Here is a 23851-nt window from a genome sequence, read left to right on the forward strand (position 1 = left end):
GGTGTTTTAACCCTGAACGCTTACAGCAAACCCGCGTGCGCCAGCCCCTTGTCCACCAGCTTGCGCGTGGCGTCGGTCAGCGGCACATGCGGCAGGCGCACCTCGTCGCTGCACAGGCCCAGACGCGACATGGCGTATTTCACACCCACCAGCCCCGGCTCGGTAAAGATCGCCTTGTGCAGCGGCATCAGCCTGTCCTGCAATTCCAGCGCCTTGGCATAGTCACCGGCAGCACAGGCCGCCTGGACTTCGGCGCACAGCTTGGGCGCCACGTTCGCGGTGACCGAAATACAGCCCACGCCACCCTGAGCGTTGAACCCGTGCGCGGTGCCGTCTTCGCCCGAAAGCTGGATGAAATCCGGCCCACACATCAAACGCTGGTCGTTGACCCGTTGCAGGTCACCGGTGGCATCCTTGACGCCCACGATCCGCTCCATCTTGGCCAGCTCGGCCATGGTCGCGTTCGTGATGTCGACAACCGAGCGGCCCGGAATGTTGTACACAATGATCGGTAATTTGCACGAATCGTGGACCGCGGCGAAATGCGCGATCACGCCGGCCTGCGTCGGTTTGTTGTAATAGGGCGTCACCACCAGCACCGCATCGGCGCCGGATGCTTCGGCGTGTTTGGCCAGACGCACGGACTCGACCGTATTGTTCGACCCGGCGCCCGCAATCACCTTGACGCGGCCAGCGGCGGCCTTGACCACCTCATCGACAACCTTGTCGTGTTCGCCATGGGTCAGCGTCGGGCTTTCGCCGGTTGTGCCCACGGGCACCAGCCCAGACGAGCCTTGTTCGATCTGCCAGTCCACCAGCTTCTTGAGCGTGTCCAGATCCAGTGCGCCGTCCTGGAACGGCGTGACGAGTGCAGGCATAGAACCCTTGAACATTTTCACGCTCCTTTTTCAAATTGCTGGCCGGAATTGGCCGGATGATAGGGACCTGATGCAGACGTGAGTTGCACAGTTGCGCCAAGACCATATGCTGCAACGCACTACCCTTGCCGCGACAGGAAATGCAAGTGATCACACGTCTGGCAGCGCTTTTGCTGTGCCTTTTTGCCACCACTGCGACCGCGCAGCCCGAGCGTCCGCGCCCGTTGGGCTGGGCGATGGATGCCATGCGCGCGGGCAATTGGGACACCGCCCAACGGATCGCGGCGCGCGACGGATTGGTCGCGTCGGATGTGATCGAATGGCACCGCCTGCGGGCGGGGCGGGGCAGCTATACCGAGTATATGGATTTCCTGAACCGGCGCTATGACTGGCCCGGCATGGATTACCTGCGCCGACAGGGCGAAGAGGCCGCGATTGAAGCAGGGCCCGCCGCGGTGCGCGCCTATTTCGCCGAAACCGGGCCGCAAACCCCGCGCGGTGTTCTGGCCTATGCCGAGGCGCAGACCGAGCAGGGCCAGACAGGCGAAGCGCAAGCCAGCGTGGTTCTGGCCTGGACCAGCCTGCCAATGGACACCGACGAACAGGCGCTGTTCCTGTCCCGCCACAGCGCCCTGTTAAAGCCGCACCACGCGGCACGCGCCGACACGATGCTGTGGCTGGGCGAGCTGAACGAGGCGCAGAGCCTGCGCCCGTTGCTGGACGCAGGCCATCAGGCGCTGCTGGACGCCCGCATAGCCCTGGCCAAACGCAGCGACGATGTGGATGCCAGGATTGCCGCCGTGCCGGCCGCGCTGCAATCGGACCCCGGTCTGCAATACGCCCGCTTTGTCTGGCGCATCCGCAAGGGCCGCAGCGCCGACGCCAAGGCGCTGATGCTGGAACGGTCGATCAGTGCCGCGTCCCTTGGCCGGCCCGATGCATGGTCGAACCAGCGCCGCGCGCTGGCCCGCGACGAAATGCGCGACGGCGACCCGAAACGCGCCTATCAACTGGCATCGCGGCATTTCCTGACCTCGGGGTCCGACTATGCCGATCTGGAATGGATCGCGGGCTATGTCGCCCTGCGCAAGCTGAACGATCCGGCCATCGCGCTGAAACATTTCCAGAATCACCGCAACGCCGTGGAAAGCCCGATTTCACGCGGGCGTGCAGGATACTGGACCGGCCTGGCCTATCAGGCCTTGGGCGATGTGGCCGCTGCTGATCAGGCCTTTGCCGACGGGGCGCAGTTTCAGACGTCGTTCTATGGCTTGTTGGCCGCTGAAAAGGCAGGACAGCCCTTTAACGTCGGCCTGAAACCACAGGACGAAACGCCGGACTGGCGCACCAGCCCGCTGGTCTATTCCCCTCTTTTCGAGGCAGGCATGTTGCTGCAAGCCTCGGGCGAGCTGAGCGTGGCCGAACGGTTCTGGACTCATCTGGCCGACCAACTGGACGAAAAGCAGGCGGCGCTGCTGGGACAGGTTGCCATCGACCTGAACCAGCCGCATCTGGCGGTGATGATCGGCAAAACCGTCGCCTATCGCGGGATCACGCTGGCCGAGCCGTATTACCCGCTGCACCCGCTGACACAGCAGAACCTGGCCATTGCGCCAGAAATGGCCCTGTCCATCGCGCGGCGCGAATCCGAATTCGACCCCGTCGTGCAATCCGGCGTTGGCGCGCGCGGGTTGATGCAGTTGATGCCAGCCACAGCCAAGGAAGTCGCAGGCAAGCTGGGGCTGGCCGATGCGCATTCGACCGGTCGGTTGACCAGCGATCCGGCCTATAACGCGCAGCTTGGGTCGTCGTTTTTGTCCACGCTGGCGGGGCGGTTCGACGGCAATGTGGTGATGATGTCAGCGGCCTATAACGCCGGGCCATCCCGTCCGATCCGCTGGATGCAAATGTATGGCGATCCGCGCAAGGACAACATCGACGTGGTCGACTGGATCGAAAACATCCCCTTCCGCGAAACCCGCAACTATGTGATGCGCGTCACCGAAAGCCTGCCGGTTTACCGCGCGCGGCTGGGGCAAGAGCCGTTGCCGATACCGTTCTCACAGGAACTGACCGGATCAACGCTTTTGTCGTTCGCGCCAAAGGGTGAATAGGCCCGCAGCCACGACAATCCCCGCACCGGTCGCCACGTTCCAGGCGATGATTTCGCCAAAGACGGTCACGCCCAGCATCGACCCGAACACCAGCTGCATGTACGCAAAGGGTTGAACCGCGCTGGCCTCGGCCACCTCGTAGACGCGGATCAACAGCCAGTGGCCGAACGCGCCGGTCACGCACAGCGTCGCCATCCACGCCCAATCGGTCGGGGCCATCGGCTCCCAGAACCAGATACCGACGCACGTCATCGCCACGGCCCCCGCGACGCCGGTCCAGAAAAAGCTGGTGGCCGAGGTGTCCTTGCGGGCGACATAGCGGGTCAGCAGTGCGTACAGCGCAAACATGATCGCAGCGATCAACGGGATCACCGCGGCCGGATTGAACACGCCAATACCCGGCTGCAGAATGATCAGCACGCCGACAAAGCCAACCCCGATGGCCGCCCAGCGCCGCCAGCCCACGCTTTCGCCCAGGATCGGACCGCTGAGGGCCGCCACCAAGAGCGGATAGCAGGTGAACACCGCCAGGCTTTCGACCAGCCCCAGAATGGTAAAGGCCAGCACCATCACGCAAATCTCGGCCGCCAGCAGCAACCCGCGAAAGATCTGCACGCCCATCTGTTCCGACCGCGCGGCGGCGCGCACACCGCCCGCCTTGGCCCGTGCGATGGCCACAACAAAGGCGGCGAAGAACCAATAACGGATCATCACCACCATCAGCACGTTGTATTCCGACGCCAGATGCCGCGAGATGCCGTCCTGCATGGCGAACACGAATGTGGTCAGCACCATCAGGCCAACGCCCAGCCGCGTGTTGTTGCCCGCACTCATCGCAATGCTCCCACCGTCATATGGCGTTTGCGGCCATAGCCCGAAACCCGGCTGACCTCGAAACCCGCCGCGTCCAGCCCGCGCCGGACAAAGCCTGCGGCGGTGTAGGTGGCAAGCGTGCCCTGCGCAGCCGTATGGTCGGCCACGGCCTGCATCAGCGTTTCATCCCACAATTCGGGGTTCTTGGCAGGCGAAAACCCGTCCAGAAACCACGCGTCGGCCTTGCCCTGCCACTCGGGCAAGGTGGTGCGTGCGTCGCCCGTGATCACCTCAAGCAGCGCATCGCCAAATTCAAACCGCCCGCCGCGCCCGTTCCACACCGCCACCAGTTCGTCCCCGATGCCAAAGGCGGCAAGCGCACGCGCCATTTCGTCCACCGACATCGGGTAGGCCTCGAAACTGGTGAAATGCAGCACGCCGTCGATACCTGCTGCCCGCCATGCGGCCAGCGTCACCATGAAATTCAATCCGGTGCCGAACCCCAGTTCAGCGATGTGAAAGCCGTCCCGAAACCGCGCAGGCAGGCCGTTGCCCGCCAGAAACACATGGCGCGTTTCATCCAATCCGTTCTCAAGGCTGAAATAAGGGTCGTCAAACCGCGTGCTGACCGGCACGTCGCCGTCCCGCCATTCCAAGTCTGCGCGCTGGTCCTGCATCCCGTCACCCTGTAAGGATCGTTCCTGCATCCATGACGAAAGGCCCCACCCTTGGCAATGCCCGACATCACGATCCGCGGCGCGGGTATCTTTGGCCTGGCGACCGCGTGGGCCTGCGCCCAAAAGGGCGCCACCGTGCGCATCATCGACCCAAACGGCCCCGCCTCGGGCGCGTCGGGGGGCATCGTCGGCGCACTGGCCCCGCATGTGCCGGAAAACTGGAACCCCAAGAAACAGTTCCAACTGGAAAGCCTGCTGATGGCCGAAAGCTTTTGGCGCGGCGTGTCGGATGCAGGCGGGCGGCATTCGGGCTATGTCCGGTCGGGGCGGCTGCAACCGGTGGCCGACGATCATGCGTTGGCATTGGCGCAGGCGCGGGTCGAAACGGCACGCGACCTGTGGCACGGTCAGGCCGAGTGGACCCTGCGCCCCGCATCCGGCAGCCCGTGGGCACCGGACAGCCCCACCGGCCAGTTGATCTATGACGACCTCAGCGCGCTGTTGCACCCGGCACAGGCTTGCGCTGCATTGGTCGGCGCGTTGGACGCAAAAGGAATCACCGTGGAAACAGACGGTCCGTCAGAGGCCACGTCAGATGGCCCGACGTTGTGGGCGACCGGCATTGTCGGCCTGCAAGAGCTGAACCAGACCGCCGCCCGCCCGATGGGGGCCGGGGTCAAAGGTCAGGCCGCCTTGCTGCAATACGACATGGCCGGTGCGCCGCAGCTTTATGCGGACGGGCTGCACGTCATCCCCCATGCGGACGGCACAACCGCCATCGGCTCCACATCGGAAAACCAGTACGACCACCTGCAACCCGACGACCAACTGGACGACATCATCGCCCGCGCCCGCGCCGCCGTGCCGGCACTGACCCATGCGCCGGTGATCCAACGCTGGGCCGGTGTGCGTCCGCGCGCGCGGTCCCGTGCCCCGATGCTGGGCGCATGGCCCGACCGCCCCGGCCATTTCATCGCCAACGGCGGCTTCAAGATCGGGTTCGGCATGGCCCCGAAGGTGGCCGAGACGATGGCCGCGCTGATCCTTGAGGGGGAAAATACGGTTCCGCCGGGCTTTGAAGTCGCGGCATCGGCCTGAGATCGACGTACACGCCGCCCCCATAGTGGCAAGAAACAGCCGATCCAAAGCGGCGCGATCACAGACCACGCCACAGGAATTCACCCCATGCGACCCGTTTTCAACAGCTCCACTTGCACATGCGCGCCATCTGTTTCAACCTCTGCCCACTCACGGTACGAAAGCCCCCTTGATGAAACACCCTGAAATAGCCAGCCTCGACCACCTCGTTCTGACTGTAGGCGATCTTGAAGCAACGCTGGCCTTCTACTCGGACATCCTAGGCATGAAGGTCGAACGGTTCACCGGCGCGGACGGATCAAAACGCCACGCGCTGCGGTTCGGAAGCCAGAAGATCAATGTTCACCGCTGGGGTGCCGAATACGACCCCAAGGCCGCGTATCCCGGCCCCGGCACCGCCGATATGTGCCTGCTGTCCGACACGCCGCTGGATGTCTGGCAAACCCATTTCGAGGACAACGATGTGCCGATCGAAGAAGGCCCAGTCGAACGCACAGGTGCCACGGGTCCGCTGATGTCGCTGTATATCCGCGATCCAGATGGCAACCTGCTTGAAGTCAGCACACGCGTCTAACGGCCCGTTTCGGCCCGCAACTGCTGCATCAACTGGCCCAGCTCCTTGACGTACATCTCGCCCTTGAGCTGACCCTGTTCGTCAAATTCGTTGGTGCAATTTGCCACGTGAATTTCCGGCCCCTGCAAGATGCGCGGACGGAACGGCACCATGAAACTGCGCAGGATCAACTGCGCCCGCTCGCCGCCCGCACGCCCTGCGGCGGCCGACATCACGGCAACCGGCTTGCCCGCCCAACAGTTGCCTTCGCAGCGGCTGATCCAGTCCAGTGCATTTTTCAGCACGCCCGACGGCCCCTTGTTGTACTCGGTGGTCGAAATCACCACCGCGTCCGCTTCGGCAATCTGGCGTTCAACCGCTTTGACGTTCTCCGGCACACCGCTGGCCGCCTCTTCGTCGCTGTCATACAGCGAAAACCGCACATCGGCCTCGGCAAAGTGGCAGTCGCCAAACAGGCGGGCCGCCTCGCGGATGAGTTTGCTGTTGCAAGAGTCCGCGCGCAGCGACCCTGAAATTCCGAATAGTTTTAGCGTGGCCATGTCGGCTCCTTTTCGATCTGTCAGGCTAAGGGTGTAGCTGAGGCCCGCAAAAGCAAGGGGGCGCAGCAGTGCCACGCCCCCTGATAATCGACCCCGATCTGTAGCGATCAGGCGTTTGGCAAAATCACGATTTCAACGCGACGGTTCTGCGCCTTGCCAGCGGCGTTCAGGTTGGTCGCCACAGGCTGCGATTCGCCGCGGCCAAACGACTGAATGCGCGAATATGGCACGCCGTTCTGCAACAGCACCTCGGATACAGCCGTCGCACGGCGTTCGCTCAGTTGCTGGTTGTACGCGGCATCGCCGTCGCTGTCGGTGTGACCGATCACCTGAACGGTGCTGCCGGGGTAACGCTGAAGGCTCTGGGCCACAGAAGCCAGATCGTCGCGCAGGCTCTGGCGCACGGCAAAGCTGTCGGTCGCAAACAGGATGTCCTGCGGCAGCGTCACGATCAGCCGGTCACCGGTGTTGGTGATCTGCACATTGCTGTCCATCGAGCGGCGCAGCTCGGCCTCTTGCTTGTCCAGGCTATACCCGATGCCAGCACCTGCGGCACCGCCCAGAACGGCACCGATCAGCGCACCGTCACCACGGTCGCCATCGTCACTGACAGCCGCGCCCAGCAATGCGCCGGACACAGCCCCGGCCAGCGCGCCGGTTTTTGTGTTGCGTTTGGGGTCGTTGGGGTTGCCGCCCAATTGGCCCGGAGCGGTACAGGCTGTCAGCGCCATGCTGCCCATCAGGACCGCTGCAATGGAAATTTTCGAAACGTTCATATCATACTGCCTAGGTTGGGCCCCGTTCGGGCAGGGCATCTTGTGATGTACGTCTTATTATATAGCTTGGTTCCCGCCAAAAATAAGAGACGTCGCCACTCGGCAATAACCCGCTTGCTTCTCTGGTTCAAAAAATCCCGGGGGACGGCGCCACGCGCCGGGGGGCTGGCCCCCTGAATCGCTGACAACAGGCGCGGATCAGGCTTCGACGCGGGCCGATTCATAGGCCAGCATCGCCCGCTTCACCGGCAAGCCCCAGTGATAGCCACCCAATCCCCCCGATTTGCGCAGGGCGCGGTGGCAGGGGATCAACCAACTGACCGGATTGCGCCCCACCGCCGTGCCCACCGCGCGCACCGCACGGGGGTTGCCGATGCTCTGCGCGATCTCGGAATAGGTTGTGACATGGCCCGACGGGATGCGCAGCAGCGCCTCCCACACCTTGATCTGGAACGGCGCCCCGATCAGGTACAGCGGCGCCGTCTCCAGCCTGGCATCCGCCGCACCAAAGGCAGCCAGCACCCAGGGCCGCAGCCGCATCGGGTCCTCGACGAAACGCGCCGCAGGCCAACGCGCGATCAGATCCTCAAGGGCGGCCGCCGCGCCGGTTTCGGCGGCAAAGCCCATGCCGCAAATGCCCTTTTCCGTGCCCATCACAACCGTGGGGCCAAAGGGGCTTTCGAACCAGCCCCAGAAAATTGTCAGTCCTGCGCCACCCTTGGCATAGTCGCCGGGGCTCATCGCCTCCCAGCGCAGGAACAGATCGTGCAGGCGCCCGCCCCCCGACAGCCCTGCGGCGTGCGCGGTTTCCAGCGTGGTAAAGCGGTTGGCCAGCAGCGCCTTGGCGTGGCCCAGCGCCAGGTATTGCTGATACCGTTTGGGCGACACTCCGACCCAACGGCTGAACACCCGCTGAAAATGCGCAGGGCTCATGCCCATTTCGCCGGCCAGATCGTCCAGCGTCAGGGTGCCGCCCTTGTCATCCACCAGTTCAATCGCACGCCGCACGATCTGATAGTGGTAACCGGTTTGTGTGTCTGTGTGCTGTTCCATAACGCCAATCTAGCGCGCCGCACACCACCCCGCGACCCGAAAGCTGCGCATTCACGGACTTTGCGGTGGCGCATCGCGCAACAGGTCGGGCTGGTCCTTGCCCAGATCCTGATCCACCAGCACCCGCGCCTCGGCCTGGGTCAGCACCGGTCGCGCGGCCTGAACCGGCTGATCGCCCAAAGCGGCAGCAATCGCCCGATCCTCGTCGGAATTGGTCAGGTTGAAATCAGCGACAAAGAGCGACCCGACCCACATCCCTTCGACGTACAGCAGTTCGTGCCGTTGCATCAGGATCTGCGTGTAGACAAAGGTCGAATCCCCCGGACGGCGCAGCGGCATCGTGTCGCCCAGAACGGCACCGGGCACCAGCACTTCGTTGGTGCCATAGTGCAGCTCGGCCCGCCACGACCGGTACAACACCAGCGAATTGGGCGACAGGCGCACGTGATGGCCGGGGATCGACGGGCCAAAAGCATCCGGCGGCATCACCACCGGCGCAAACTCGGGGTGCATCTGAAAATCGGACCGCAACAGCCGCGTGCGGTTGATCCGCAAAATCGGCTGCGCCCCGTGATCGCGCGTGACCAGCTTGTGTTGCGTGTCCAGCCATTCCACCGGCACCTCGCCCTCGTCAGTTTGCAATATGGTGCCGGGGCCGAAACTGGTCAGCACCGCCGCCGCGCGCAACACGTCGGTCCGGTCTGTCTGCGGTCGTGTCGTCCTGTCCATCTGTGCGGTGTCCCCCGTTCTATGCAGCGCAAGAAGGCATATCGCCCAAAACTTAACGGGGCCTGACCAAAGGGACACGCGGTCGATAGGATTGTTCGTATTCAAAGCTTGCGCACTTGCCCGCAGGCTGCAAAACCCGCATAGGGGAATGATGGCAAAACAGCTTGATTATCAGACGATCTATCAGATCTTTGACCGCTTCCGTGACGCAGAGCCCGAACCCAAGGGCGAGCTGGATCACACCAATGCCTATACGCTGGTGGTCGCCGTGGCGCTGAGCGCGCAGGCCACCGATGCCGGTGTGAACAAGGCGACCAAATCGCTGTTCCCCGTCGCAGACACACCGCAAAAAATGCTGGATCTGGGGCTTGAGGCGCTGACCGAGCATATCAAGACCATCGGCCTGTTCCGCCAGAAGGCGAAGAACGTGATGAAGCTGAGCCAGATTCTGGTGGACGACTATGACGGCATCGTGCCGTCGTCGCGCGCGGCCCTGCAATCCTTGCCCGGCGTGGGGCGCAAAACCGCCAATGTGGTGCTGAACATGTGGTGGAACTATCCCGCGCAGGCGGTCGACACCCACATCTTCCGTCTGGGCAACCGCAGCGGCATCGCCCCGGGCAAAACCGTGGACGCGGTCGAACGCGCCATCGAAGACAACATTCCCGCTGAATTCCAGCACCATGCCCACCACTGGATGATCCTGCACGGACGCTATCACTGCAAGGCGCGCAAGCCGCAGTGCCCCACCTGTATCATCCGCGATCTCTGCCAATTCGAGGACAAGACCCAATGACGCAATACGAACTTGTTGGCATCGGCAACGCCGTTGTCGATGTGATTTCCCATGCCGACGACCAGTTTCTGGGCAACATGGGCATCGAAAAAGGCATCATGCAGCTGATCGAACGCGAACGCGCCGAGGTCCTGTACGGCGCGATGAAAGACCGGTTGCAGACCCCCGGCGGGTCAGTGGCCAACACCGTTGCGGGTGTCGGCGCACTGGGACTGAAAACCGCGTTTATCGGGCGTGTAAATGATGACACGCTGGGCCGGTTTTACGCCGACGCGATGACCGATGTGGGCACCGATTTCGTCAACGCCCCCGTGGCGGGTGGTGACCTGCCCACGTCGCGGTCGATGATCTTTGTGTCGCCCGATGGCGAGCGGTCGATGAACACCTATCTGGGCATCTCGACCGATCTGGGGCCTGCCGACGTGCCCGACGCCGTCGCCTCGGCCGCCAAGATCATGTTTCTCGAAGGATACCTGTTCGACAAGGACGAAGGCAAACAGGCGTTCCTGCAAGCCTCGCGCCTGACCCGCGCGGCGGGCGGCATGGCCGGCATCGCCATCTCCGACCCGTTCTGCGTTGACCGCCACCGCGCCGACTTCCTGCGGATGATCGGCGAGGAACTGGACTATGTCATCGGCAACGCCGCCGAGATCAAATCCCTGTTCGAGACAGACGACCTTGAGGCGGCGCTGACCAAAACCGCCGCCATGTGCCCCACCGTGGTCTGCACCCGCTCGGGCGACGGCGTGACCCTGATCCGCAACAGCGAACGCGTGGACGTGCCGGTGACCAAGGTTGTGCCGGTCGATGCCACAGGGGCAGGCGACCAGTTCGCCGCGGGCTTCCTGTACGGTCTGGCCACCAGCCGCGATCTGGCCACATGCGGACGCATGGGCAACGCCTGCGCCGCCGAGGTGATCAGCCACATCGGCCCCCGTCCCGAAGCAGACATGATGGAGATATTCCGCAACGAAGGTCTGGTCTGATGCTGGCCGATGGCATGCATGACGTGCCACCGGGCAAGGTCGCCACGGTCGTCACCCATCTGGAAATGCGCACCCGCGCCGAGATTTCGGGCCGCACCGCCCCCGACGGCTGGACCCTGCGCCGCGTCGTATCGCCCGATCTGGACTGGTATCGCCGCATCTTTCAGGCGGTGGGCGAAGACTGGCTGTGGTTCTCGCGGCGTGGCCTGTCCGACGATGCACTGGCCGCGATCATTCACGACGACAATGTTGCCATCTGGACCTTGACCAAGGGCGACACCGACGCCGCCCTTCTGGAACTGGATTTCCGCCAGGCCGGGGAATGCGAACTGGCGTTCTTTGGCGTCACCTCGGACCTGATCGGCCTTGGCGCAGGGCGTTTCCTGATGGATGTGGCGATTGATCAGGCATGGGCGCGCGACATCAGCCGTTTTCACGTCCACACCTGCACGCTGGACAGCCCGCAGGCGCTGGGATTCTACCGCCGTGCGGGCTTCACGCCCATCCGCCAACAGATCGAAATCGACGACGATCCGCGTGTGGCCAAGGGTTTTGATAACGCTCTTGCACCGCATGTGCCGATCTTTGCGGCCTAAGCGTCACAGATAGGTTTCGAATTCCGTCAGAACCGCCGCATAAACATCCCGCTTGAACGGCACGATCCCGTCTACAACGATTTCGGGCGCGACCCACTTCCATGCGACAAACTCCGGATGCTCGGTGGCGATGTTCACATCCTCATCCGCCCCTTTGAACCGCAGCAGGAACCACTTCTGCTCTTGCCCGCGATATTTGCCGCCCCAGATGTCCGGCACCACCTCGTGCGGCAGATCATAGGGCAACCAGCCATCGGTCTCGGCCTCGACCTCGACCAATGACGACGGGATGCCGGTCTCTTCTTCCAGCTCGCGCAGGGCCGCGGCGCGCGCATCCTCGCCCTTGTCCACGCCACCCTGCGGCATCTGCCAGAATTCGCGGAACCGGTCTTGACGCTGCCCGACCCAGACCTGCCCCGCCGCATTCACCAGCATCACGCCCACATTGCGCCGGTACGGCAGCGCGCTAATCTCTTCTGGTGTCATCTTCGTCTCCTGTGGCCCGGGCCCGTAAAATATTAAGCCCGTGATATATTGCCTTACGCCGCGTTGCACATGACATTCCTGGCTAACTGGGGCGAAATAGCGCAAAATCACACCGCCGGAGGATTCCATGACAGCTTACCGCCACATGCTCGCCCCGCTCGACCTTGGCTTTACCACTTTGAAGAACCGCGTGCTGATGGGCTCCATGCACACCGGCCTTGAGGAAACCAAGGATTGGAACCGCGTCGCGGAATTCTACGCCGAACGGGCGCGCGGCGACGTGGGCCTGATGGTGACAGGCGGCATCGGCCCCAACATGGAAGGGTCGGTGGCCCCCGGTGCCGCCATGCTGGCCACCGATGAGGACATCAAGAACCACAGCGTCGTCACCGACCGCGTCCACGAAGCAGGCGGCAAGATCGCCATGCAGATTCTGCACGCGGGCCGCTATGCGTTCAGCCCGCATTGTGTGGCCCCCAGCCCGGTCAAATCCCCGATCTCGCCCTTCCCGCCGAACGAGCTGGACGAAGAAGGTATCGAAAAACAGATCAGCGACATCGTGGCCACCGCGGCCCGTGCCCGCGAGGCTGGATATGATGGCGTCGAAATCATGGGGTCCGAAGGGTATTTCCTGAACCAGTTCCTTGTCACCCACACCAACAAGCGCACCGACCGCTGGGGCGGATCGTATGAAAACCGCATGCGCCTGCCGATCGAAGTGGTCCGCCGCACGCGCGAAGCCGTGGGCGATGACTTTATCATCATCTACCGCCTGTCGATGATCGACCTTGTGCCCGATGGATCAACCTTTGAAGAGGTCGTGCAACTGGCCAAGGAAATCGAAAAAGCGGGGGCCACCATCATCAACACCGGCATCGGCTGGCACGAGGCACGCATTCCCACCATCGCCACATCGGTCCCGCGTGCCGCCTTTGCATGGGTCACCAAGAAACTGATGGGGCAGGTGAACATTCCCATCATCACGTCGAACCGCATCAACACCCCCGACGTCGCCGAAGAGGTCCTGTCGACAGGCTGCGCCGACATGGTGTCGATGGCCCGCCCCATGCTGGCCGATCCGCATTTCGTGGCCAAGGCCGCCGCAGACAAGGCCGCGCAGATCGCGCCGTGTATCGCGTGCAATCAGGCCTGCCTGGACCACACCTTTGGCGGCAAGATCAGCTCGTGCCTGGTGAACCCGCTGGCCTGCTATGAAACCGAACTGCCGATCACGCCGACCGACACCCCCAAATCCATCGCAATCGTCGGCGCAGGTCCCGCCGGCCTGTCCACCGCCATCACCGCCGCCCAACGCGGGCACAGCGTGACGCTGTTCGACAAATCGGACGAGGTCGGCGGGCAGTTGAACATGGCCAAACAAATCCCCGGCAAGGAAGAGTTCTGGGGGCTGGTCGACTGGTATCGCACCATGGTCGACACGCTGGGCATCACCACGAAACTGGGCACCACCGCCACGCCGGACATGCTGAAAGGGTTTGACGAGGTTATCATCGCCACCGGCGTCCTGCCGCGCGATCCGGCGATCCCCGGTCAGGAGGGCGCCAACGTGATGGATTACATCGACGTGCTGCGCCACAAGAAACCTGTTGGCAAATCGGTCGCCGTTGTCGGCGCGGGCGGCATCGGCTTTGACGTGTCCGAATTCCTCTCCGAAGAAGACGGCCACAGCACCACCGAACACCTGCCGGAATGGATGCGCGAATGGGGCGTGGCCGACCCCGCAGAGCACCGCGGCGGTCTGAACCCCGACGGCCCCAAACCCGGCCACCCCGCCCGCGCCATCACCTTGCTGCAACGCAAGGCGGAAAAGCACGGCAAACGTCTGGGCAAGACCACCGGCTGGATTCACCGGGCCGCCCTGAAGATGAAAGAGGTCAATTTTGTCGGCGGTGTGAATTATGAACGCATCGACGCCGACGGCCTGCATGTCTCGTTCGGCGAAGCCCGCGAAAACCCGCAGACGATTGCCGCCGACACCATCGTTCTGTGCGCCGGGCAAATCCCCGACCGCAGCCTGGCCGACGCGCTGGAACAACAGGGCACCAAATGCCACGTCATTGGCGGGGCCGATGTGGCCGCCGAACTGGACGCCAAACGCGCCATCGACCAAGGCACGCGCCTGGCCGCGACACTCTAAGCCCCTTCTTTTGGCTGCAAATATCCTCGGGGGAGTGTGAGGGGGCCGACAGCCCCCTCGCCGCGCCGCAAGGCGCAAACAAAAGAAACCGCCGCAAGGCGCAAAACATCGCGTGCGCCGTCAGGCGCTCTACCCCGATCCACCATGCGCGGCGCGGCTGTCTTCGGGCGCATCCGTGCGGTCAAACATCCCGTAATCCCGGATCACATGCGCCACGCGCAGGCGGTAATCGGCAAAGACACCGCCCCGCCCCTTGCTCTGTGCCCCGCGATGCGCGGTCAAGGTCCGCCAGCGTTCCACCGCCGCCTCGTCCTCGAAGAACGACAGCGACAACAGCTTGCCCGGTGTCGTCAGGCTCTCGAACCGCTCGACACCCAGAAACCCCTCGACCTCGTCCACCAGCGGACGCATCGCCGCGGCGATGTCCAGATAGGCGGTGCGTTTGCCCTCTGCCGGCTCAACTTCGAAAATAACAGCAATCATCCCGATACCTTTCTCAACCACGTCCTGTCCTCGCGCAGCAGAAACTTCTGCGACTGCGCGAATTCGTAATTCTCCCGCCCCAGCGGGTCATCGGCCAATCGTGCCCGATAGGCCTCGTAGTCGGCCAGCGATTTCACGTGGTAAATGCCATAGGCCAGCGTCGATGACCCCTCGTGCGGGGCGAAATAGCCCACCAAATCGGCACCACAACGGGGGATCGCCTGCCCCCAATTGCGCGCATATTGTGCAAAAGCACCCTGTTGGTTCGGGTCGATGTGATAGCGGATGACACAGGTCAGCATGTTGATCTCCTTCTTGCTGACGCCGTGATAGCCGATTGCCGCGCGCGAATGCTTCGACTAGCATCGAAGCATGAAAGAAGGCCCCGATTTCACCCAGATCGCCATGCTGATGGGCGACCCCGCGCGTGCCAACATCCTGACGGCGCTGATGTCGGGCCGTGCGCTGACCGCGTCCGAACTGGCGGCCGAGGCGGGCGTGACCGCGGCCACGGCCTCGTCGCATCTGGCAAAGCTGGAACAGGGCGGGCTGCTGCTGCGCCGCAAACAGGGGCGGCATCGCTATTTCGCGCTGGCCAGCGACGACGTCGCGCACACCATCGAGGCGATGATGGGCCTTGCCGCGAACCATGGCCACCTGCGCACCCGTCAGGGACCGAAAGACATCGAATTGCGCACGGCCCGCGTGTGCTACAACCACCTGGCCGGCGACACCGGCGTGCAAATGTTTCGCGCACTGATCACGGGTGGCCACATCGCCACGGCTGCGAACGGGCTGGACCTGACCGCCAAGGGCGAGGCGCTGATGCAGCGCCTTGGCCTGCCGCTGGAAACCCTTGCCAAATCCCGCGCGCCCATGTGCCGCGAATGTCTGGACTGGAGCGCGCGACGCTCGCATCTGGCGGGCAAGTTGGGGCGCGCCCTGCTGACCCATTTCGAAACGGTTGGCTGGGCCGCCCGCGTGCCCGACACCCGCATCATCCGCTTTACCCCCAAGGGCCGCGCCGCCTTTGACGCCACATTTGCGAAACAGGACTGACCCATGCCGCTCTATACCTATGACATCCTGTCCGACGGAACCGCCACGCCCACGACCGACACCTCGCCCACGGGCGCAAGCGGCTATCGCTGGTTCCACTTTGACCTGAAAGACCACGCACTGCCGGACTGGGCCAACACCCACCTGCACCCGATCCCCGCAGGCGCCCTGTTGCAAACCGAGACCCGGCCGCGCTGCGATGTGCACGACGGCGGGCTGATGTTGAACCTGCGCGGCGTCAACCTGAACGTGGATGGCCCCGCCGACCAGATGGTCGCGGTGCGCATGTGGGTGACCGATCAAACCGTGGTCACCGTGCGGATGCGCCGCGTCTTTGCCATCGAGGACATTCGCAAGGCGCTGGAAAATGGCACGGGCCCCGACAGCAGCGCCGCCTTTGTCGAGGCGCTGGCCAGCCGCCTGACCGAGCGGGTGCAAAACACCGTGTTCGATCTGGCCGATCAGGTCGACGACCTGGAAGACGCCATTCACGAAGACGACAATGCGCCGCTGCCCGACAATCTGGCCGAACTGCGCCGCACAGCCATCCGCCTGCGTCGCTATCTGGGTCCGCAACGCGACGCGTTGATGGCGCTGGCCGCCACCGACACACCCGCAGGCAACAGCCCCCTGCACCGGCGCGAACTGGCCAACCTTGCGATGCTGACCGTGGAAGAGCTGGATTCGCTTCAGGGGCGGCTGACTGCGATCAACGACCACCACAGCGCCCAGGCCGCCGAGGCGCAGAATCGCAACAGCTATATCCTAAGCATCGTCGCCGCGATCTTTTTGCCGTTGGGGTTCATCACGGGGCTGTTCGGCGTCAACGTGGGCGGAATGCCGGGCGTGGACAATCCCGCGGCCTTTACCATTCTGTGCGTCTCGATGGCGGTCATCACGCTGGCGTCGCTGGTCGTGATGCGCTGGCTGAAATGGATTTGACAGCCCAGCGGCACATCGGATTGTTTCAACTTTATCGTGAATTAAAATTGTGGCGATATCGCATGAGCAGAAATTTGCCCCAAATGTAAATTTGAAATTTTCTTTATATATATCAGTATATTAATGAATTTTCCAGCGCCGGAAACACAGCGTTCCCCTGTTTCCTCGCCTGCAACGATGCTCGAATTACCTCAACATTATCCCAACCCTGCCCCGATCTTGCCGTGTTTGGGCGCGATACCCGTCTTCAGAAACCGAATACCGAGAGAAGGGGACGGCATGGACCGCCTTACAGAAATGGAAGCTTTTGCCACTGTCGTGGATCAAGGTGGATTTACAGACGCGGCCAAGAAGATGGGCATTTCCAAATCGGCGGTGTCCAAACACGTCTCGTCGCTGGAAGCCCGCCTTGGCGCGCGCCTGCTGAACCGCACCACGCGACGCGTGTCGCCAACCGAAATCGGGCTGGCCTATTACGACCGCGCCCGCCGTGTGCTGAATGATGCAGGCGAAGCTGATGCGCTGGTCACGTCGATGCAATCCGCGCCGTCCGGCCTGTTGCGGATCAGCGTGGCAACCGACTTTGGCGTCAACCATCTGTCGCCCGCGCTGTCGTCGTTTCTGGAAGATTTCCCCGACATCACCGTGAACATGGTGCTGAACAACCGCTATGTCGAACTGATCTCGGAAGGGTTCGACATGGCCGTGCGCATCGGCGAGCTGGAAGACAGCACATTGCGCGCCCGCAAGCTGACCGAAACCACCAAACGCATGATCGCCTCGCCTGCCTATTTCGAAAAATACGGCAAGCCCGAGAAGATCGACGACCTGAACAACCACAAGCTGCTGCATTATTCCAACCAGTCGTCCGGCAACGTGTGGAAACTGACCGCGCCCTCGGGCGAGAAACGTCAGGTGCGCACGGCGGGCTGGCTGTCGGTGAACGACGGGCAATCGCTGCTGAACGCCGCTATCTCGGGGCTTGGCATCGCTTATCTGCCGTCGTTCCTGTATTCGGACGCTATGGAGAAAGGTCTGGTCGAGGACGCCATGCCCGAACTGCCGATGGACACCCAAGGGATCTATGCAGTCTATCCTCCGGGTCGCTTCACCCAGCCCAAAGTGCGCGCGTTCATCGACTTTCTGGTGCACGAATTTGCCGACAAGGGTCCGTCGGACTGGTAACCCGGCCCGCACCCAAGACATCATTCGCAGAAAGCCCCGCCCGCGCGCGGGGTTTTCAGCGTTCAGCGTTGCGACAGCAGCACCGCCTCGACGCGACGATTTAATTCGCGGCCCTCGGCGCTCAGGTTGGACGCAACCGGTGCGAGATACCCCATGCCTTCGGCCTGCACCTGCGCGGGGTCCACATCATAAGCGTCGATCAATCGTTGCCGCACCGCTGACGCCCGCTGACGTGACAGCCCAATGTTGATGTCCTGACTGCCGACACTGTCGGTGTGCCCCACCACCGCGACGCTGATCTCGGGGTGCGACAGCAGGAAATCCGCCAAAGACTGCACCGAGGCAAACGGCCCCTTGCCCAGCGCCGATGTGCCGGTGTCAAACTCCAGCCCTTGCAGCACGATATGACCGTCCGCGACCAACTGCGCCCCGAAATCCGTCGTGGTGTCGGTGTCGGTCAACGGCGTCTGGATCGGGTCGTCGGGGGTGACACCGCCCTGGTCCGGGGCAAGCGCACCGGCTTCGATGATCTGCACAAAGGCCGCCGTTGCCGTCGTGGACACCATCAGCGTGATCACACTGTCAGGGGCATCTGCCGGCCCGTCGATGGCCGTGACAAAACGGTAGGCCCGCATATTGACCCGCATGTTCGGCGCGGGCAGCACCTCGGTGTTGAACCGGAAATCGAACCCGCCGCAACTGGACTGGTCGCAGTCCACGACAATGTCATATCCCGCCGCTTTCAGTTGGGTCCGCAGTGGCACCAACACCTGCAAGGTCGTCAGCCCCGGAGATGCGATCCGCCAGGCCTGTCGGCGCACCTCGCCTTCGATGGGCAACGTCGGCACGCCTGCGCCGTATTGAAACGCCCCCGTCGGCGCCAGATAGCGGTCCAGCGGCGTGTTCCGCTCTACCGTTTCGCGGGCATTCGAGGGCAGCGTCAGCTCAAGCGCGCAGGCGGGCGCGGCCAGACCGCAGGCGGCCAAGGCTATGATCGCAAGCCGGTGCTTCACCGAAACTGGCTGTGATAAGCGTCGTTGGGGCGCATGTCGGTGGCGCTGGCCACGCGGTTCGTCATGTTGAAAAACGCCGCAACCGACGCGATGTCCCAGATGTCGCGGTCGCTGAACCCGTGATCGCGCAAGGTTTGACGGTCAGCCTCGGTCGTCTTGGCGCTGGCGACGGTCAGGTTTTCGGAAAATTCCAGCATCGCAGCGACGCGGGGTTCCAGATCGGCGGCGCGCCAGTTCATCACCATCTGCTCGCCCAGCATCGGGTCACCCGACAGTTGACGCACCGCAGCCCCGTGGGCGGTCAGGCAATAATAACATTTGTTCACCGAACTGACGACAACCGCGATCATCTCGCGCTCGAGCTTGGTCAGACCGGAATCCCCCAGCATCAGGTCGTTATACAGCGCGGTGAAGCTGTTCAGCTTGTCGATGTCAAAGGCATAGGCCTGCAACACGTTGGGGATCATGCCCAGCTTGTCCTGACACACATCAAAATACTTTTGCGTCGCGGCGGGCAGCGGGTCGACCATCGGCAGGTTCAGCGCTGTGGGTTGTGTCTTGTCACTCATGATGCATCCTCCAGATGTCGGTAATGATAGCGCCCGACTTCGACAAAGCCGCTTTTTTGATACAGCGCGTTGGCCGCCACGTTGGTGGCCACACACAGCACCGACAGGCTGTGCGCGCCGTTTTCCTGCGCCCAGAACGCCGCCTTGCGCATCATCCAGTCGGCAACGCCCTGACGGCGCTGGTGTTCCAGCACCTCGACCGCATGAACCATGCACACACCGTCGTGGATGGCAGCAAAGGCCACACCGCCGGGCTGTTCGTTCCAGCGCGACAGGATCGCGGTTTTCAGCTTGGCCCGCGCCATCACGGCCAGCCGGGCGGGGCCGATGCCGCCCTTGGCCCAGATTTCCTCCATGATCGCCAGCGGCTCCCATATGGAAAAGGCGGTAACCTTGGGGATCGGCCTGTCGGTCAGCGTCTCGACGGGCGTGACATACAGCACAACAGGGTCGATCACGACAAAGCCGCGCGCCTTTAGCATCGCGTCCAGCGCATCATCGCCATCGCGCACCTGAAACAGCGGTTTCTGGTCCAGCGCGGCCAGCCCCGCAATGGCCGCGTCAATGTCCGCCTCGGTCACCGGACCGTTGGCCGATGCCGCCGAAACACGCTTGCCCCCGCCCTGCCCCTCGCGCAGGGTCCACGGACCCTGAGAGATGAACCGCGCCGCGGGCCATGTGGCATCGCATACGTCATAAAGCTGCTGCACGGTCGTCATGCCGGAAACGCCGCATCAAGCTTGGCCAGCGCCTCGTCCAGCAGCGCCGCATCGGTGCCGCGCAGCACGATGTTCGCGCCATAACGCCCGTCTTTCTGAAACGGATAGGACCCGATCGATAGCGCCGGATAGGCCTGCGCCAGTTCGCCCAAGGGGCCTGCAATGTCGCCCTCGCCGCGATCAATGCGCCGCGTGCGGCTGATCAGGGGGGCACCGCCGGTCAGGGTCGGCAGGATGCTTTCCACCATCGCCTGAAACACCGCCGGTACGCCCGCCATCACATGCACGTTTTCCATGGTAAAGCCCGGCGCCACCGACACCGGATTTTCGATCAGCGTCGCACCATCGGGAATGCGCGCCATACGCTGACGTGCAGTGTTGAATTCGCTTCCCTGCCGGTCGTAATGCGCCTGCAACAACGCCCGCGCATCGTCGCGCACGTCGATGTGCACGCCAAAGGCCGCGGCGATACAGTCGGCGGTGATATCATCATGGGTCGGGCCAATGCCGCCGCTGGTGAACACGTGATCATAGGCACCCGACAGCGCCTTGACCGCATCGGTGATCGCGTCGGCGTCATCGCTGACAACACGCACCTCGCGCAGGTCGATGCCGCGTTCCGTAAGCTGTCCGGCCAGATGGTACATATTGCTGTCACGGGTGCGCCCTGACAGGATCTCGTCGCCGATCACCAGCATGGCTGCGGTTGGTTGTGTCATCTGGACCGTTCCCCTAAGCGTTTGTTGTCCAAGGTATAGGCCCGCCCACATGCGCTTTCAAACCCAACTTGTCCCTGCCCGCCTGATCCGGCGCTATAAACGGTTTCTTGCCGATTGTACGCTGGAAGACGGCACCGAAGTGACCGCCCATTGCGCCAACCCCGGCTCGATGATGGGACTGGCCGAACCGGGCATGAAAATCTGGCTGGAACCGAACGACGATCCGAAGAAAAAGCTGAACTACGGCTGGCGGCTGGTCGATCACGAGAACGGGCATTTCACCGGCGTCGACACTTCGGTCCCGAACCGCGCCCTGCGCACGGCGCTTGAAACGCAAGCCATTGCGCCGCTGGCGGACTACACCACCTGCCGCCCCGAGGTGAAATACGGCACCAACAGCCGCATCGACTTTTTGCTGACCGAACCGGGCCTGCCCGATGCCTATGTCGAAGTGAAATCAGTGACCCTGAACCGCCAGCCCGGGCTGGCCGAATTCCCCGACAGCGTGACCGCACGGGGGGCCAAACATCTGGCCGAACTGACCCGCATGGTACAGGACGGCCACCGCGCAATCATGCTGTATCTGGTGCAGCGCACCGACTGCACCCGCTTTGCACTGGCCGGTGACATCGACCCTGCTTATGCGGCAGCCTACGCCACCGCACGTCGCGCAGGGGTGGAAACCCTGTGCATTGGTACCCATGTTACACCTCAAGCCATCAGGATTGCTCAACCTTTAGCTTTGGACGTGTAAGCAACACTGGCAATTTTGCTGCACGTGCATTATAATTGTGGAAACAACCAAGGCCAACGGAGACTTCTGTTGAAACAAGAGAACCGGGGCCGTCTGACCAAGGACGGCATACGCATCTACGATCCGTCTGATTCCGCTGGCATGTATGCCGCCGGCGCACTGGCGTCACGCATTCTTGACGCGATGTCCGAACACGTCTTTCCCGGCCAGACCACGGCCCAGATTGACCGGATCATCACCGACATGGTCGACGCGGCCGGCGCCAAATCGGCCACCATCGGTTACAAGGGCTACGAGCACGCAAGCTGTATCAGCGTGAACCACGTGGTGTGCCACGGCATCCCCGGTGACAAGACGCTGAAGGATGGCGACATCCTGAACATCGACGTGACCGTGATCGTCGACGGCTGGTTCGGCGACACCAGCCGCATGTACGTGGCCGGAAAACTGCCCCGCAAGGCCGAGCGTCTGATCCAGGTCACCCACGACGCCCTGATGCGCGGGATTGACGCGGTGAAGCCGGGCAACACCTTTGGCGACATCGGCCACGCCATCCAAAGCTTTGTCGAAGCGCACCGCATGTCCGTCGTGCGCGATTTCTGCGGTCACGGGCTGGGCCGCGTGTTCCACGCACCGCCCAACGTGCTGCACTATGGCCGCCCGGGCACCGGCGCGCGGTTGGAACCGGGCATGTTCTTTACGATTGAACCCATGGTGAACCTGGGCCGTGCCGAGACGAAAACGCTGGCCGACGACTGGACCGCCGTGACGCGCGACAAATCCCTGTCGGCGCAGTTTGAACATTCGGTGGGTGTGACCGAAACAGGCGTGGAAATCTTTACCTTGTCCGAAGCGGGCACGTTCCACCCGACCTATTAGGCTTGCACCTGAACCAGCAGGGTTTACCAAGCTCAACCGGCAGAGCGGACATTCCTGCGCCTCGCAGCTCAGGTCCGGTTTGAGCCCAATTCAACTCCCCTCGCGCGGAACAAGGCCTCAGGCCGCCGCGCATCGCCGGGCCGCCCCACGGTACGGCGATTTGGTTGCTGTGGAGCGTGACCGATAGCTGGGATGTGTTTGGCTGCCATTAAGTGGCAGACATTGAAGTTGCATCGCCGCACCTCGGCCCGTCGACGCGCGGCTTTGGGAACGGCAGCAAAGTCCCACACAATATACGCTCGACCTGTCCGATCTGAACGTCCGCGATCAACAGCGGTCACTCGGCGTTGAAGATGAACAGCGGCTGACCTTCAATGGTATAGCCGTTGATCAGCTCTTCGGCCTGCGGACCCGTCAGCCAGCGTTCGACCTGCCGTGCCAGATCGCGGGCCACATGCGGGTGGCGCGCCGCGCTTACCGGGACAAAGCTGTATTGATTGAACAGAACCGGATCATCCGAAAACAAAACCGCCAGCCCGGTCTTGTCACCGAAATGCAGCCAGCTTTGGCGGTCCATCAGGATGTAGCCCTGTAAATCGACGGCGGTTGTCAGGCTGGAATTGGCACCGGCCCCGGCCACCGTGTACCAGTTGGGAAATTGCTGCGGTGTCAGCCCCGCGTCGGCCCACAGCGCCTGTTCCTTTTTGTGCAGCGGGCTGTCGTCGCCCAGGCTGACAAACTGACGTTCGCTTTTGGCAATGCGTTGCAAGGCTTCGGTCACCGACACGGATTGCGCGATGCCCGCATAGTCGTCCACCGGACCAAGCAGCACAAAATCATCGTACATAATTGCACGACAATGTGTACCAAATCCGTCGGCGATAAAGGTTTCCTCATCCCTGCGGCTGTCCAGCAAGATCGCGTCCACCTGCCCCGTCTCGCCCAGCGCCAGCGCGTTTGCCGTGTCGCCCACCAACATCTCAACGTCGATGCCCGTGCCCAGCTTCAGCGCAGGCAGCAGGACATCGGGCAGACCCGACGTCGCAAACGACGTGGTCACCGCCAGCTTCAAGGTTTCGGCCTGCACGGCACAGGCCGTCAGCACCAAAGCCAGCGCGGCGAGTAGTCGGATCATGCGGCAACGTTCCTTGAGCGAGGATTCTGGAAGGTCGGGGGCTAACCCCCTTGGGTGGCTCCTGCAAGGGCCAGTCGGTGTTGATCGGTGCCCTTATGCAGCATGAATTCCAGTCACCGCG

General features: G+C 63.0%; 27 protein-coding genes. 12 read left to right on the forward strand and 15 right to left on the reverse strand.

Annotated features, from left to right (window positions below; translation table 11 throughout):
• Positions 1-20 precede the first annotated feature (20 nt).
• Positions 21-893 (reverse strand): 4-hydroxy-tetrahydrodipicolinate synthase, encoded by an 873-nt coding sequence (gene dapA, locus AAC077_RS08200; RefSeq protein ID WP_339768390.1) that lies wholly within the window; start codon positions 891-893, stop codon positions 21-23.
• A gap of 125 nt (positions 894-1018) precedes the next feature.
• On the opposite strand from dapA, the gene AAC077_RS08205 reads away from it, so the two are divergent.
• Positions 1019-2992, forward strand: a complete 1974-nt coding sequence (locus AAC077_RS08205; RefSeq protein ID WP_339768391.1) for a transglycosylase SLT domain-containing protein — start codon at positions 1019-1021, stop codon at positions 2990-2992.
• Here the strand turns inward: AAC077_RS08205 and AAC077_RS08210 are convergent.
• Both AAC077_RS08210 and mnmD read right to left on the reverse strand, forming a co-directional pair.
• Positions 2957-3826, reverse strand: a complete 870-nt coding sequence (locus AAC077_RS08210) for a DMT family transporter (protein ID WP_339768392.1) — start codon at positions 3824-3826, stop codon at positions 2957-2959. The two genes, AAC077_RS08205 and AAC077_RS08210, sit on opposite strands and share 36 nt — an antisense overlap.
• On the reverse strand, positions 3823-4482 hold the full coding sequence (gene mnmD, locus AAC077_RS08215) for a tRNA (5-methylaminomethyl-2-thiouridine)(34)-methyltransferase MnmD (protein ID WP_339769484.1): 660 nt from the start codon (positions 4480-4482) through the stop codon (positions 3823-3825). The genes AAC077_RS08210 and mnmD overlap by 4 nt, the downstream gene beginning before the upstream one ends.
• 57 nt (positions 4483-4539) lie before the next feature.
• On the opposite strand from mnmD, the gene AAC077_RS08220 reads away from it, so the two are divergent.
• Together AAC077_RS08220 and AAC077_RS08225 are read left to right on the forward strand one after the other, a co-directional pair.
• The gene (locus AAC077_RS08220; protein WP_339768394.1) at positions 4540-5580 is read left to right on the forward strand and encodes an FAD-dependent oxidoreductase; all 1041 of its coding nucleotides are present in this window, start codon (positions 4540-4542) and stop codon (positions 5578-5580) included.
• Between the two features lie 172 nt (positions 5581-5752).
• The gene (locus AAC077_RS08225) at positions 5753-6154 is read left to right on the forward strand and encodes a VOC family protein (protein WP_339768396.1); all 402 of its coding nucleotides are present in this window, start codon (positions 5753-5755) and stop codon (positions 6152-6154) included.
• Here AAC077_RS08225 and AAC077_RS08230 read toward each other — a convergent pair.
• The 4 genes from AAC077_RS08230 to AAC077_RS08245 all read right to left on the reverse strand — a co-directional run bounded on the left by AAC077_RS08230 (position 6151) and on the right by AAC077_RS08245 (position 9251).
• Positions 6151-6693, reverse strand: coding sequence for an NAD(P)H-dependent oxidoreductase (locus AAC077_RS08230; protein ID WP_339768398.1), 543 nt, complete (start codon positions 6691-6693; stop codon positions 6151-6153). The genes AAC077_RS08225 and AAC077_RS08230 overlap by 4 nt on opposite strands.
• Positions 6694-6800: 107 nt before the next feature.
• Positions 6801-7469 (reverse strand): OmpA family protein, encoded by a 669-nt coding sequence (locus tag AAC077_RS08235; protein ID WP_339768400.1) that lies wholly within the window; start codon positions 7467-7469, stop codon positions 6801-6803.
• Between the two features lie 198 nt (positions 7470-7667).
• Entirely contained in the window at positions 7668-8522 is an 855-nt protein-coding gene (locus AAC077_RS08240; RefSeq protein WP_339768402.1) for a bifunctional helix-turn-helix domain-containing protein/methylated-DNA--[protein]-cysteine S-methyltransferase, read from the reverse strand.
• Between the two features lie 51 nt (positions 8523-8573).
• Positions 8574-9251 (reverse strand): Hint domain-containing protein, encoded by a 678-nt coding sequence (locus AAC077_RS08245; protein ID WP_339768404.1) that lies wholly within the window; start codon positions 9249-9251, stop codon positions 8574-8576.
• A 151-nt stretch (positions 9252-9402) separates the two neighbouring features.
• Here AAC077_RS08245 and nth point away from each other — a divergent pair, with 151 nt between their 5' ends.
• From nth to AAC077_RS08260, 3 genes are read left to right on the forward strand one after another with little or no spacing between them, the layout of a single operon-like run.
• Entirely contained in the window at positions 9403-10047 is a 645-nt protein-coding gene (gene nth / locus AAC077_RS08250) for an endonuclease III (protein WP_339768406.1), read from the forward strand.
• Positions 10044-11033, forward strand: a complete 990-nt coding sequence (locus AAC077_RS08255) for an adenosine kinase (RefSeq protein WP_339768408.1) — start codon at positions 10044-10046, stop codon at positions 11031-11033. The genes nth and AAC077_RS08255 overlap by 4 nt, the downstream gene beginning before the upstream one ends.
• Entirely contained in the window at positions 11033-11629 is a 597-nt protein-coding gene (locus AAC077_RS08260; protein WP_339768410.1) for a GNAT family N-acetyltransferase, read from the forward strand. Before AAC077_RS08255 ends, AAC077_RS08260 begins: the two co-directional genes overlap by 1 nt.
• A 3-nt stretch (positions 11630-11632) precedes the next feature.
• Here the strand turns inward: AAC077_RS08260 and AAC077_RS08265 are convergent, their stop codons facing one another.
• Positions 11633-12115: an RNA pyrophosphohydrolase gene (locus tag AAC077_RS08265; RefSeq protein WP_339768412.1), complete on the reverse strand. Its 483-nt coding sequence runs from the start codon at positions 12113-12115 to the stop codon at positions 11633-11635.
• Positions 12116-12242: 127 nt separating this feature from the next.
• Between AAC077_RS08265 and AAC077_RS08270 the strand changes: the two genes are divergently transcribed.
• Entirely contained in the window at positions 12243-14273 is a 2031-nt protein-coding gene (locus AAC077_RS08270; RefSeq protein ID WP_339768414.1) for an NADPH-dependent 2,4-dienoyl-CoA reductase, read from the forward strand.
• 129 nt (positions 14274-14402) lie between these two features.
• Here AAC077_RS08270 and AAC077_RS08275 read toward each other — a convergent pair whose 3' ends face one another.
• Together AAC077_RS08275 and AAC077_RS08280 are read right to left on the reverse strand one after the other, a co-directional pair.
• A complete protein-coding gene (locus AAC077_RS08275; protein ID WP_339768416.1) occupies positions 14403-14756 on the reverse strand; it encodes an antibiotic biosynthesis monooxygenase in 354 nt (117 codons plus the stop codon).
• Complete coding sequence (locus AAC077_RS08280) at positions 14753-15058, reverse strand: NIPSNAP family protein (protein ID WP_339768417.1); 306 nt, start codon at positions 15056-15058, stop codon at positions 14753-14755. The genes AAC077_RS08275 and AAC077_RS08280 overlap by 4 nt, the downstream gene beginning before the upstream one ends.
• Positions 15059-15128: 70 nt before the next feature.
• Between AAC077_RS08280 and AAC077_RS08285 the strand changes: the two genes are divergently transcribed.
• The 3 genes from AAC077_RS08285 to AAC077_RS08295 all read left to right on the forward strand — a co-directional run bounded on the left by AAC077_RS08285 (position 15129) and on the right by AAC077_RS08295 (position 17942).
• The gene (locus AAC077_RS08285; protein ID WP_339768418.1) at positions 15129-15815 is read left to right on the forward strand and encodes a winged helix-turn-helix domain-containing protein; all 687 of its coding nucleotides are present in this window, start codon (positions 15129-15131) and stop codon (positions 15813-15815) included.
• Between the two features lie 3 nt (positions 15816-15818).
• Entirely contained in the window at positions 15819-16757 is a 939-nt protein-coding gene (locus AAC077_RS08290; protein ID WP_339768420.1) for a zinc transporter ZntB, read from the forward strand.
• A gap of 279 nt (positions 16758-17036) precedes the next feature.
• A complete protein-coding gene (locus AAC077_RS08295; protein ID WP_339768421.1) occupies positions 17037-17942 on the forward strand; it encodes a LysR family transcriptional regulator in 906 nt (301 codons plus the stop codon).
• Between the two features lie 62 nt (positions 17943-18004).
• Here AAC077_RS08295 and AAC077_RS08300 read toward each other — a convergent pair whose 3' ends face one another.
• Genes AAC077_RS08300 through AAC077_RS08315 form a run of 4 tightly spaced genes read right to left on the reverse strand, consistent with a single transcriptional unit; the run spans position 18005 to position 20962 of the window.
• Complete coding sequence (locus tag AAC077_RS08300) at positions 18005-18955, reverse strand: OmpA family protein (protein ID WP_339768422.1); 951 nt, start codon at positions 18953-18955, stop codon at positions 18005-18007.
• Positions 18952-19524 (reverse strand): peroxidase-related enzyme, encoded by a 573-nt coding sequence (locus AAC077_RS08305; RefSeq protein ID WP_339768424.1) that lies wholly within the window; start codon positions 19522-19524, stop codon positions 18952-18954. Before AAC077_RS08305 ends, AAC077_RS08300 begins: the two co-directional genes overlap by 4 nt.
• Positions 19521-20243, reverse strand: coding sequence for a GNAT family N-acetyltransferase (locus AAC077_RS08310; protein ID WP_339768426.1), 723 nt, complete (start codon positions 20241-20243; stop codon positions 19521-19523). The genes AAC077_RS08305 and AAC077_RS08310 overlap by 4 nt, the downstream gene beginning before the upstream one ends.
• The gene (locus AAC077_RS08315) at positions 20240-20962 is read right to left on the reverse strand and encodes a molybdopterin-binding protein (RefSeq protein ID WP_339768427.1); all 723 of its coding nucleotides are present in this window, start codon (positions 20960-20962) and stop codon (positions 20240-20242) included. Before AAC077_RS08315 ends, AAC077_RS08310 begins: the two co-directional genes overlap by 4 nt.
• 49 nt (positions 20963-21011) lie before the next feature.
• Here AAC077_RS08315 and sfsA point away from each other — a divergent pair, with 49 nt between their 5' ends.
• Positions 21012-21716: a DNA/RNA nuclease SfsA gene (gene sfsA, locus AAC077_RS08320; RefSeq protein ID WP_339768429.1), complete on the forward strand. Its 705-nt coding sequence runs from the start codon at positions 21012-21014 to the stop codon at positions 21714-21716.
• A gap of 69 nt (positions 21717-21785) precedes the next feature.
• Positions 21786-22595 (forward strand): type I methionyl aminopeptidase, encoded by an 810-nt coding sequence (gene map / locus AAC077_RS08325; protein WP_339768432.1) that lies wholly within the window; start codon positions 21786-21788, stop codon positions 22593-22595.
• Between the two features lie 337 nt (positions 22596-22932).
• Here map and AAC077_RS08330 read toward each other — a convergent pair whose 3' ends face one another.
• Positions 22933-23730 (reverse strand): substrate-binding domain-containing protein, encoded by a 798-nt coding sequence (locus tag AAC077_RS08330; RefSeq protein ID WP_339768434.1) that lies wholly within the window; start codon positions 23728-23730, stop codon positions 22933-22935.
• Between the last annotated feature and the right edge of the window lie 121 nt (positions 23731-23851).

Source organism: uncultured Pseudosulfitobacter sp. (assembly GCF_963976325.1).
Lineage (GTDB): Bacteria > Pseudomonadota > Alphaproteobacteria > Rhodobacterales > Rhodobacteraceae > Pseudosulfitobacter.

Coding starts and splice junctions, on each gene's coding strand:
- AAC077_RS08225 (WP_339768396.1), top strand. CDS start 5,753: ATGAAACACCCTGAAATAGCCAGCCTCGACCACCTCGTTCTGACTGTA.
- AAC077_RS08235 (WP_339768400.1), bottom strand. CDS start 7,469: ATGAACGTTTCGAAAATTTCCATTGCAGCGGTCCTGATGGGCAGCATG.
- AAC077_RS08245 (WP_339768404.1), bottom strand. CDS start 9,251: ATGGACAGGACGACACGACCGCAGACAGACCGGACCGACGTGTTGCGC.
- AAC077_RS08265 (WP_339768412.1), bottom strand. CDS start 12,115: ATGACACCAGAAGAGATTAGCGCGCTGCCGTACCGGCGCAATGTGGGC.
- AAC077_RS08290 (WP_339768420.1), top strand. CDS start 15,819: ATGCCGCTCTATACCTATGACATCCTGTCCGACGGAACCGCCACGCCC.
- AAC077_RS08260 (WP_339768410.1), top strand. CDS start 11,033: ATGCTGGCCGATGGCATGCATGACGTGCCACCGGGCAAGGTCGCCACG.
- AAC077_RS08310 (WP_339768426.1), bottom strand. CDS start 20,243: ATGACGACCGTGCAGCAGCTTTATGACGTATGCGATGCCACATGGCCC.
- AAC077_RS08315 (WP_339768427.1), bottom strand. CDS start 20,962: ATGACACAACCAACCGCAGCCATGCTGGTGATCGGCGACGAGATCCTG.
- AAC077_RS08230 (WP_339768398.1), bottom strand. CDS start 6,693: ATGGCCACGCTAAAACTATTCGGAATTTCAGGGTCGCTGCGCGCGGAC.
- AAC077_RS08285 (WP_339768418.1), top strand. CDS start 15,129: ATGAAAGAAGGCCCCGATTTCACCCAGATCGCCATGCTGATGGGCGAC.
- AAC077_RS08280 (WP_339768417.1), bottom strand. CDS start 15,058: ATGCTGACCTGTGTCATCCGCTATCACATCGACCCGAACCAACAGGGT.
- AAC077_RS08305 (WP_339768424.1), bottom strand. CDS start 19,524: ATGAGTGACAAGACACAACCCACAGCGCTGAACCTGCCGATGGTCGAC.
- AAC077_RS08275 (WP_339768416.1), bottom strand. CDS start 14,756: ATGATTGCTGTTATTTTCGAAGTTGAGCCGGCAGAGGGCAAACGCACC.
- AAC077_RS08295 (WP_339768421.1), top strand. CDS start 17,037: ATGGACCGCCTTACAGAAATGGAAGCTTTTGCCACTGTCGTGGATCAA.
- mnmD (WP_339769484.1), bottom strand. CDS start 4,482: ATGCAGGACCAGCGCGCAGACTTGGAATGGCGGGACGGCGACGTGCCG.
- AAC077_RS08205 (WP_339768391.1), top strand. CDS start 1,019: ATGCAAGTGATCACACGTCTGGCAGCGCTTTTGCTGTGCCTTTTTGCC.
- sfsA (WP_339768429.1), top strand. CDS start 21,012: ATGCGCTTTCAAACCCAACTTGTCCCTGCCCGCCTGATCCGGCGCTAT.
- AAC077_RS08210 (WP_339768392.1), bottom strand. CDS start 3,826: ATGAGTGCGGGCAACAACACGCGGCTGGGCGTTGGCCTGATGGTGCTG.
- AAC077_RS08255 (WP_339768408.1), top strand. CDS start 10,044: ATGACGCAATACGAACTTGTTGGCATCGGCAACGCCGTTGTCGATGTG.
- dapA (WP_339768390.1), bottom strand. CDS start 893: ATGTTCAAGGGTTCTATGCCTGCACTCGTCACGCCGTTCCAGGACGGC.
- AAC077_RS08240 (WP_339768402.1), bottom strand. CDS start 8,522: ATGGAACAGCACACAGACACACAAACCGGTTACCACTATCAGATCGTG.
- nth (WP_339768406.1), top strand. CDS start 9,403: ATGGCAAAACAGCTTGATTATCAGACGATCTATCAGATCTTTGACCGC.
- AAC077_RS08220 (WP_339768394.1), top strand. CDS start 4,540: ATGCCCGACATCACGATCCGCGGCGCGGGTATCTTTGGCCTGGCGACC.
- AAC077_RS08270 (WP_339768414.1), top strand. CDS start 12,243: ATGACAGCTTACCGCCACATGCTCGCCCCGCTCGACCTTGGCTTTACC.
- AAC077_RS08330 (WP_339768434.1), bottom strand. CDS start 23,730: ATGATCCGACTACTCGCCGCGCTGGCTTTGGTGCTGACGGCCTGTGCC.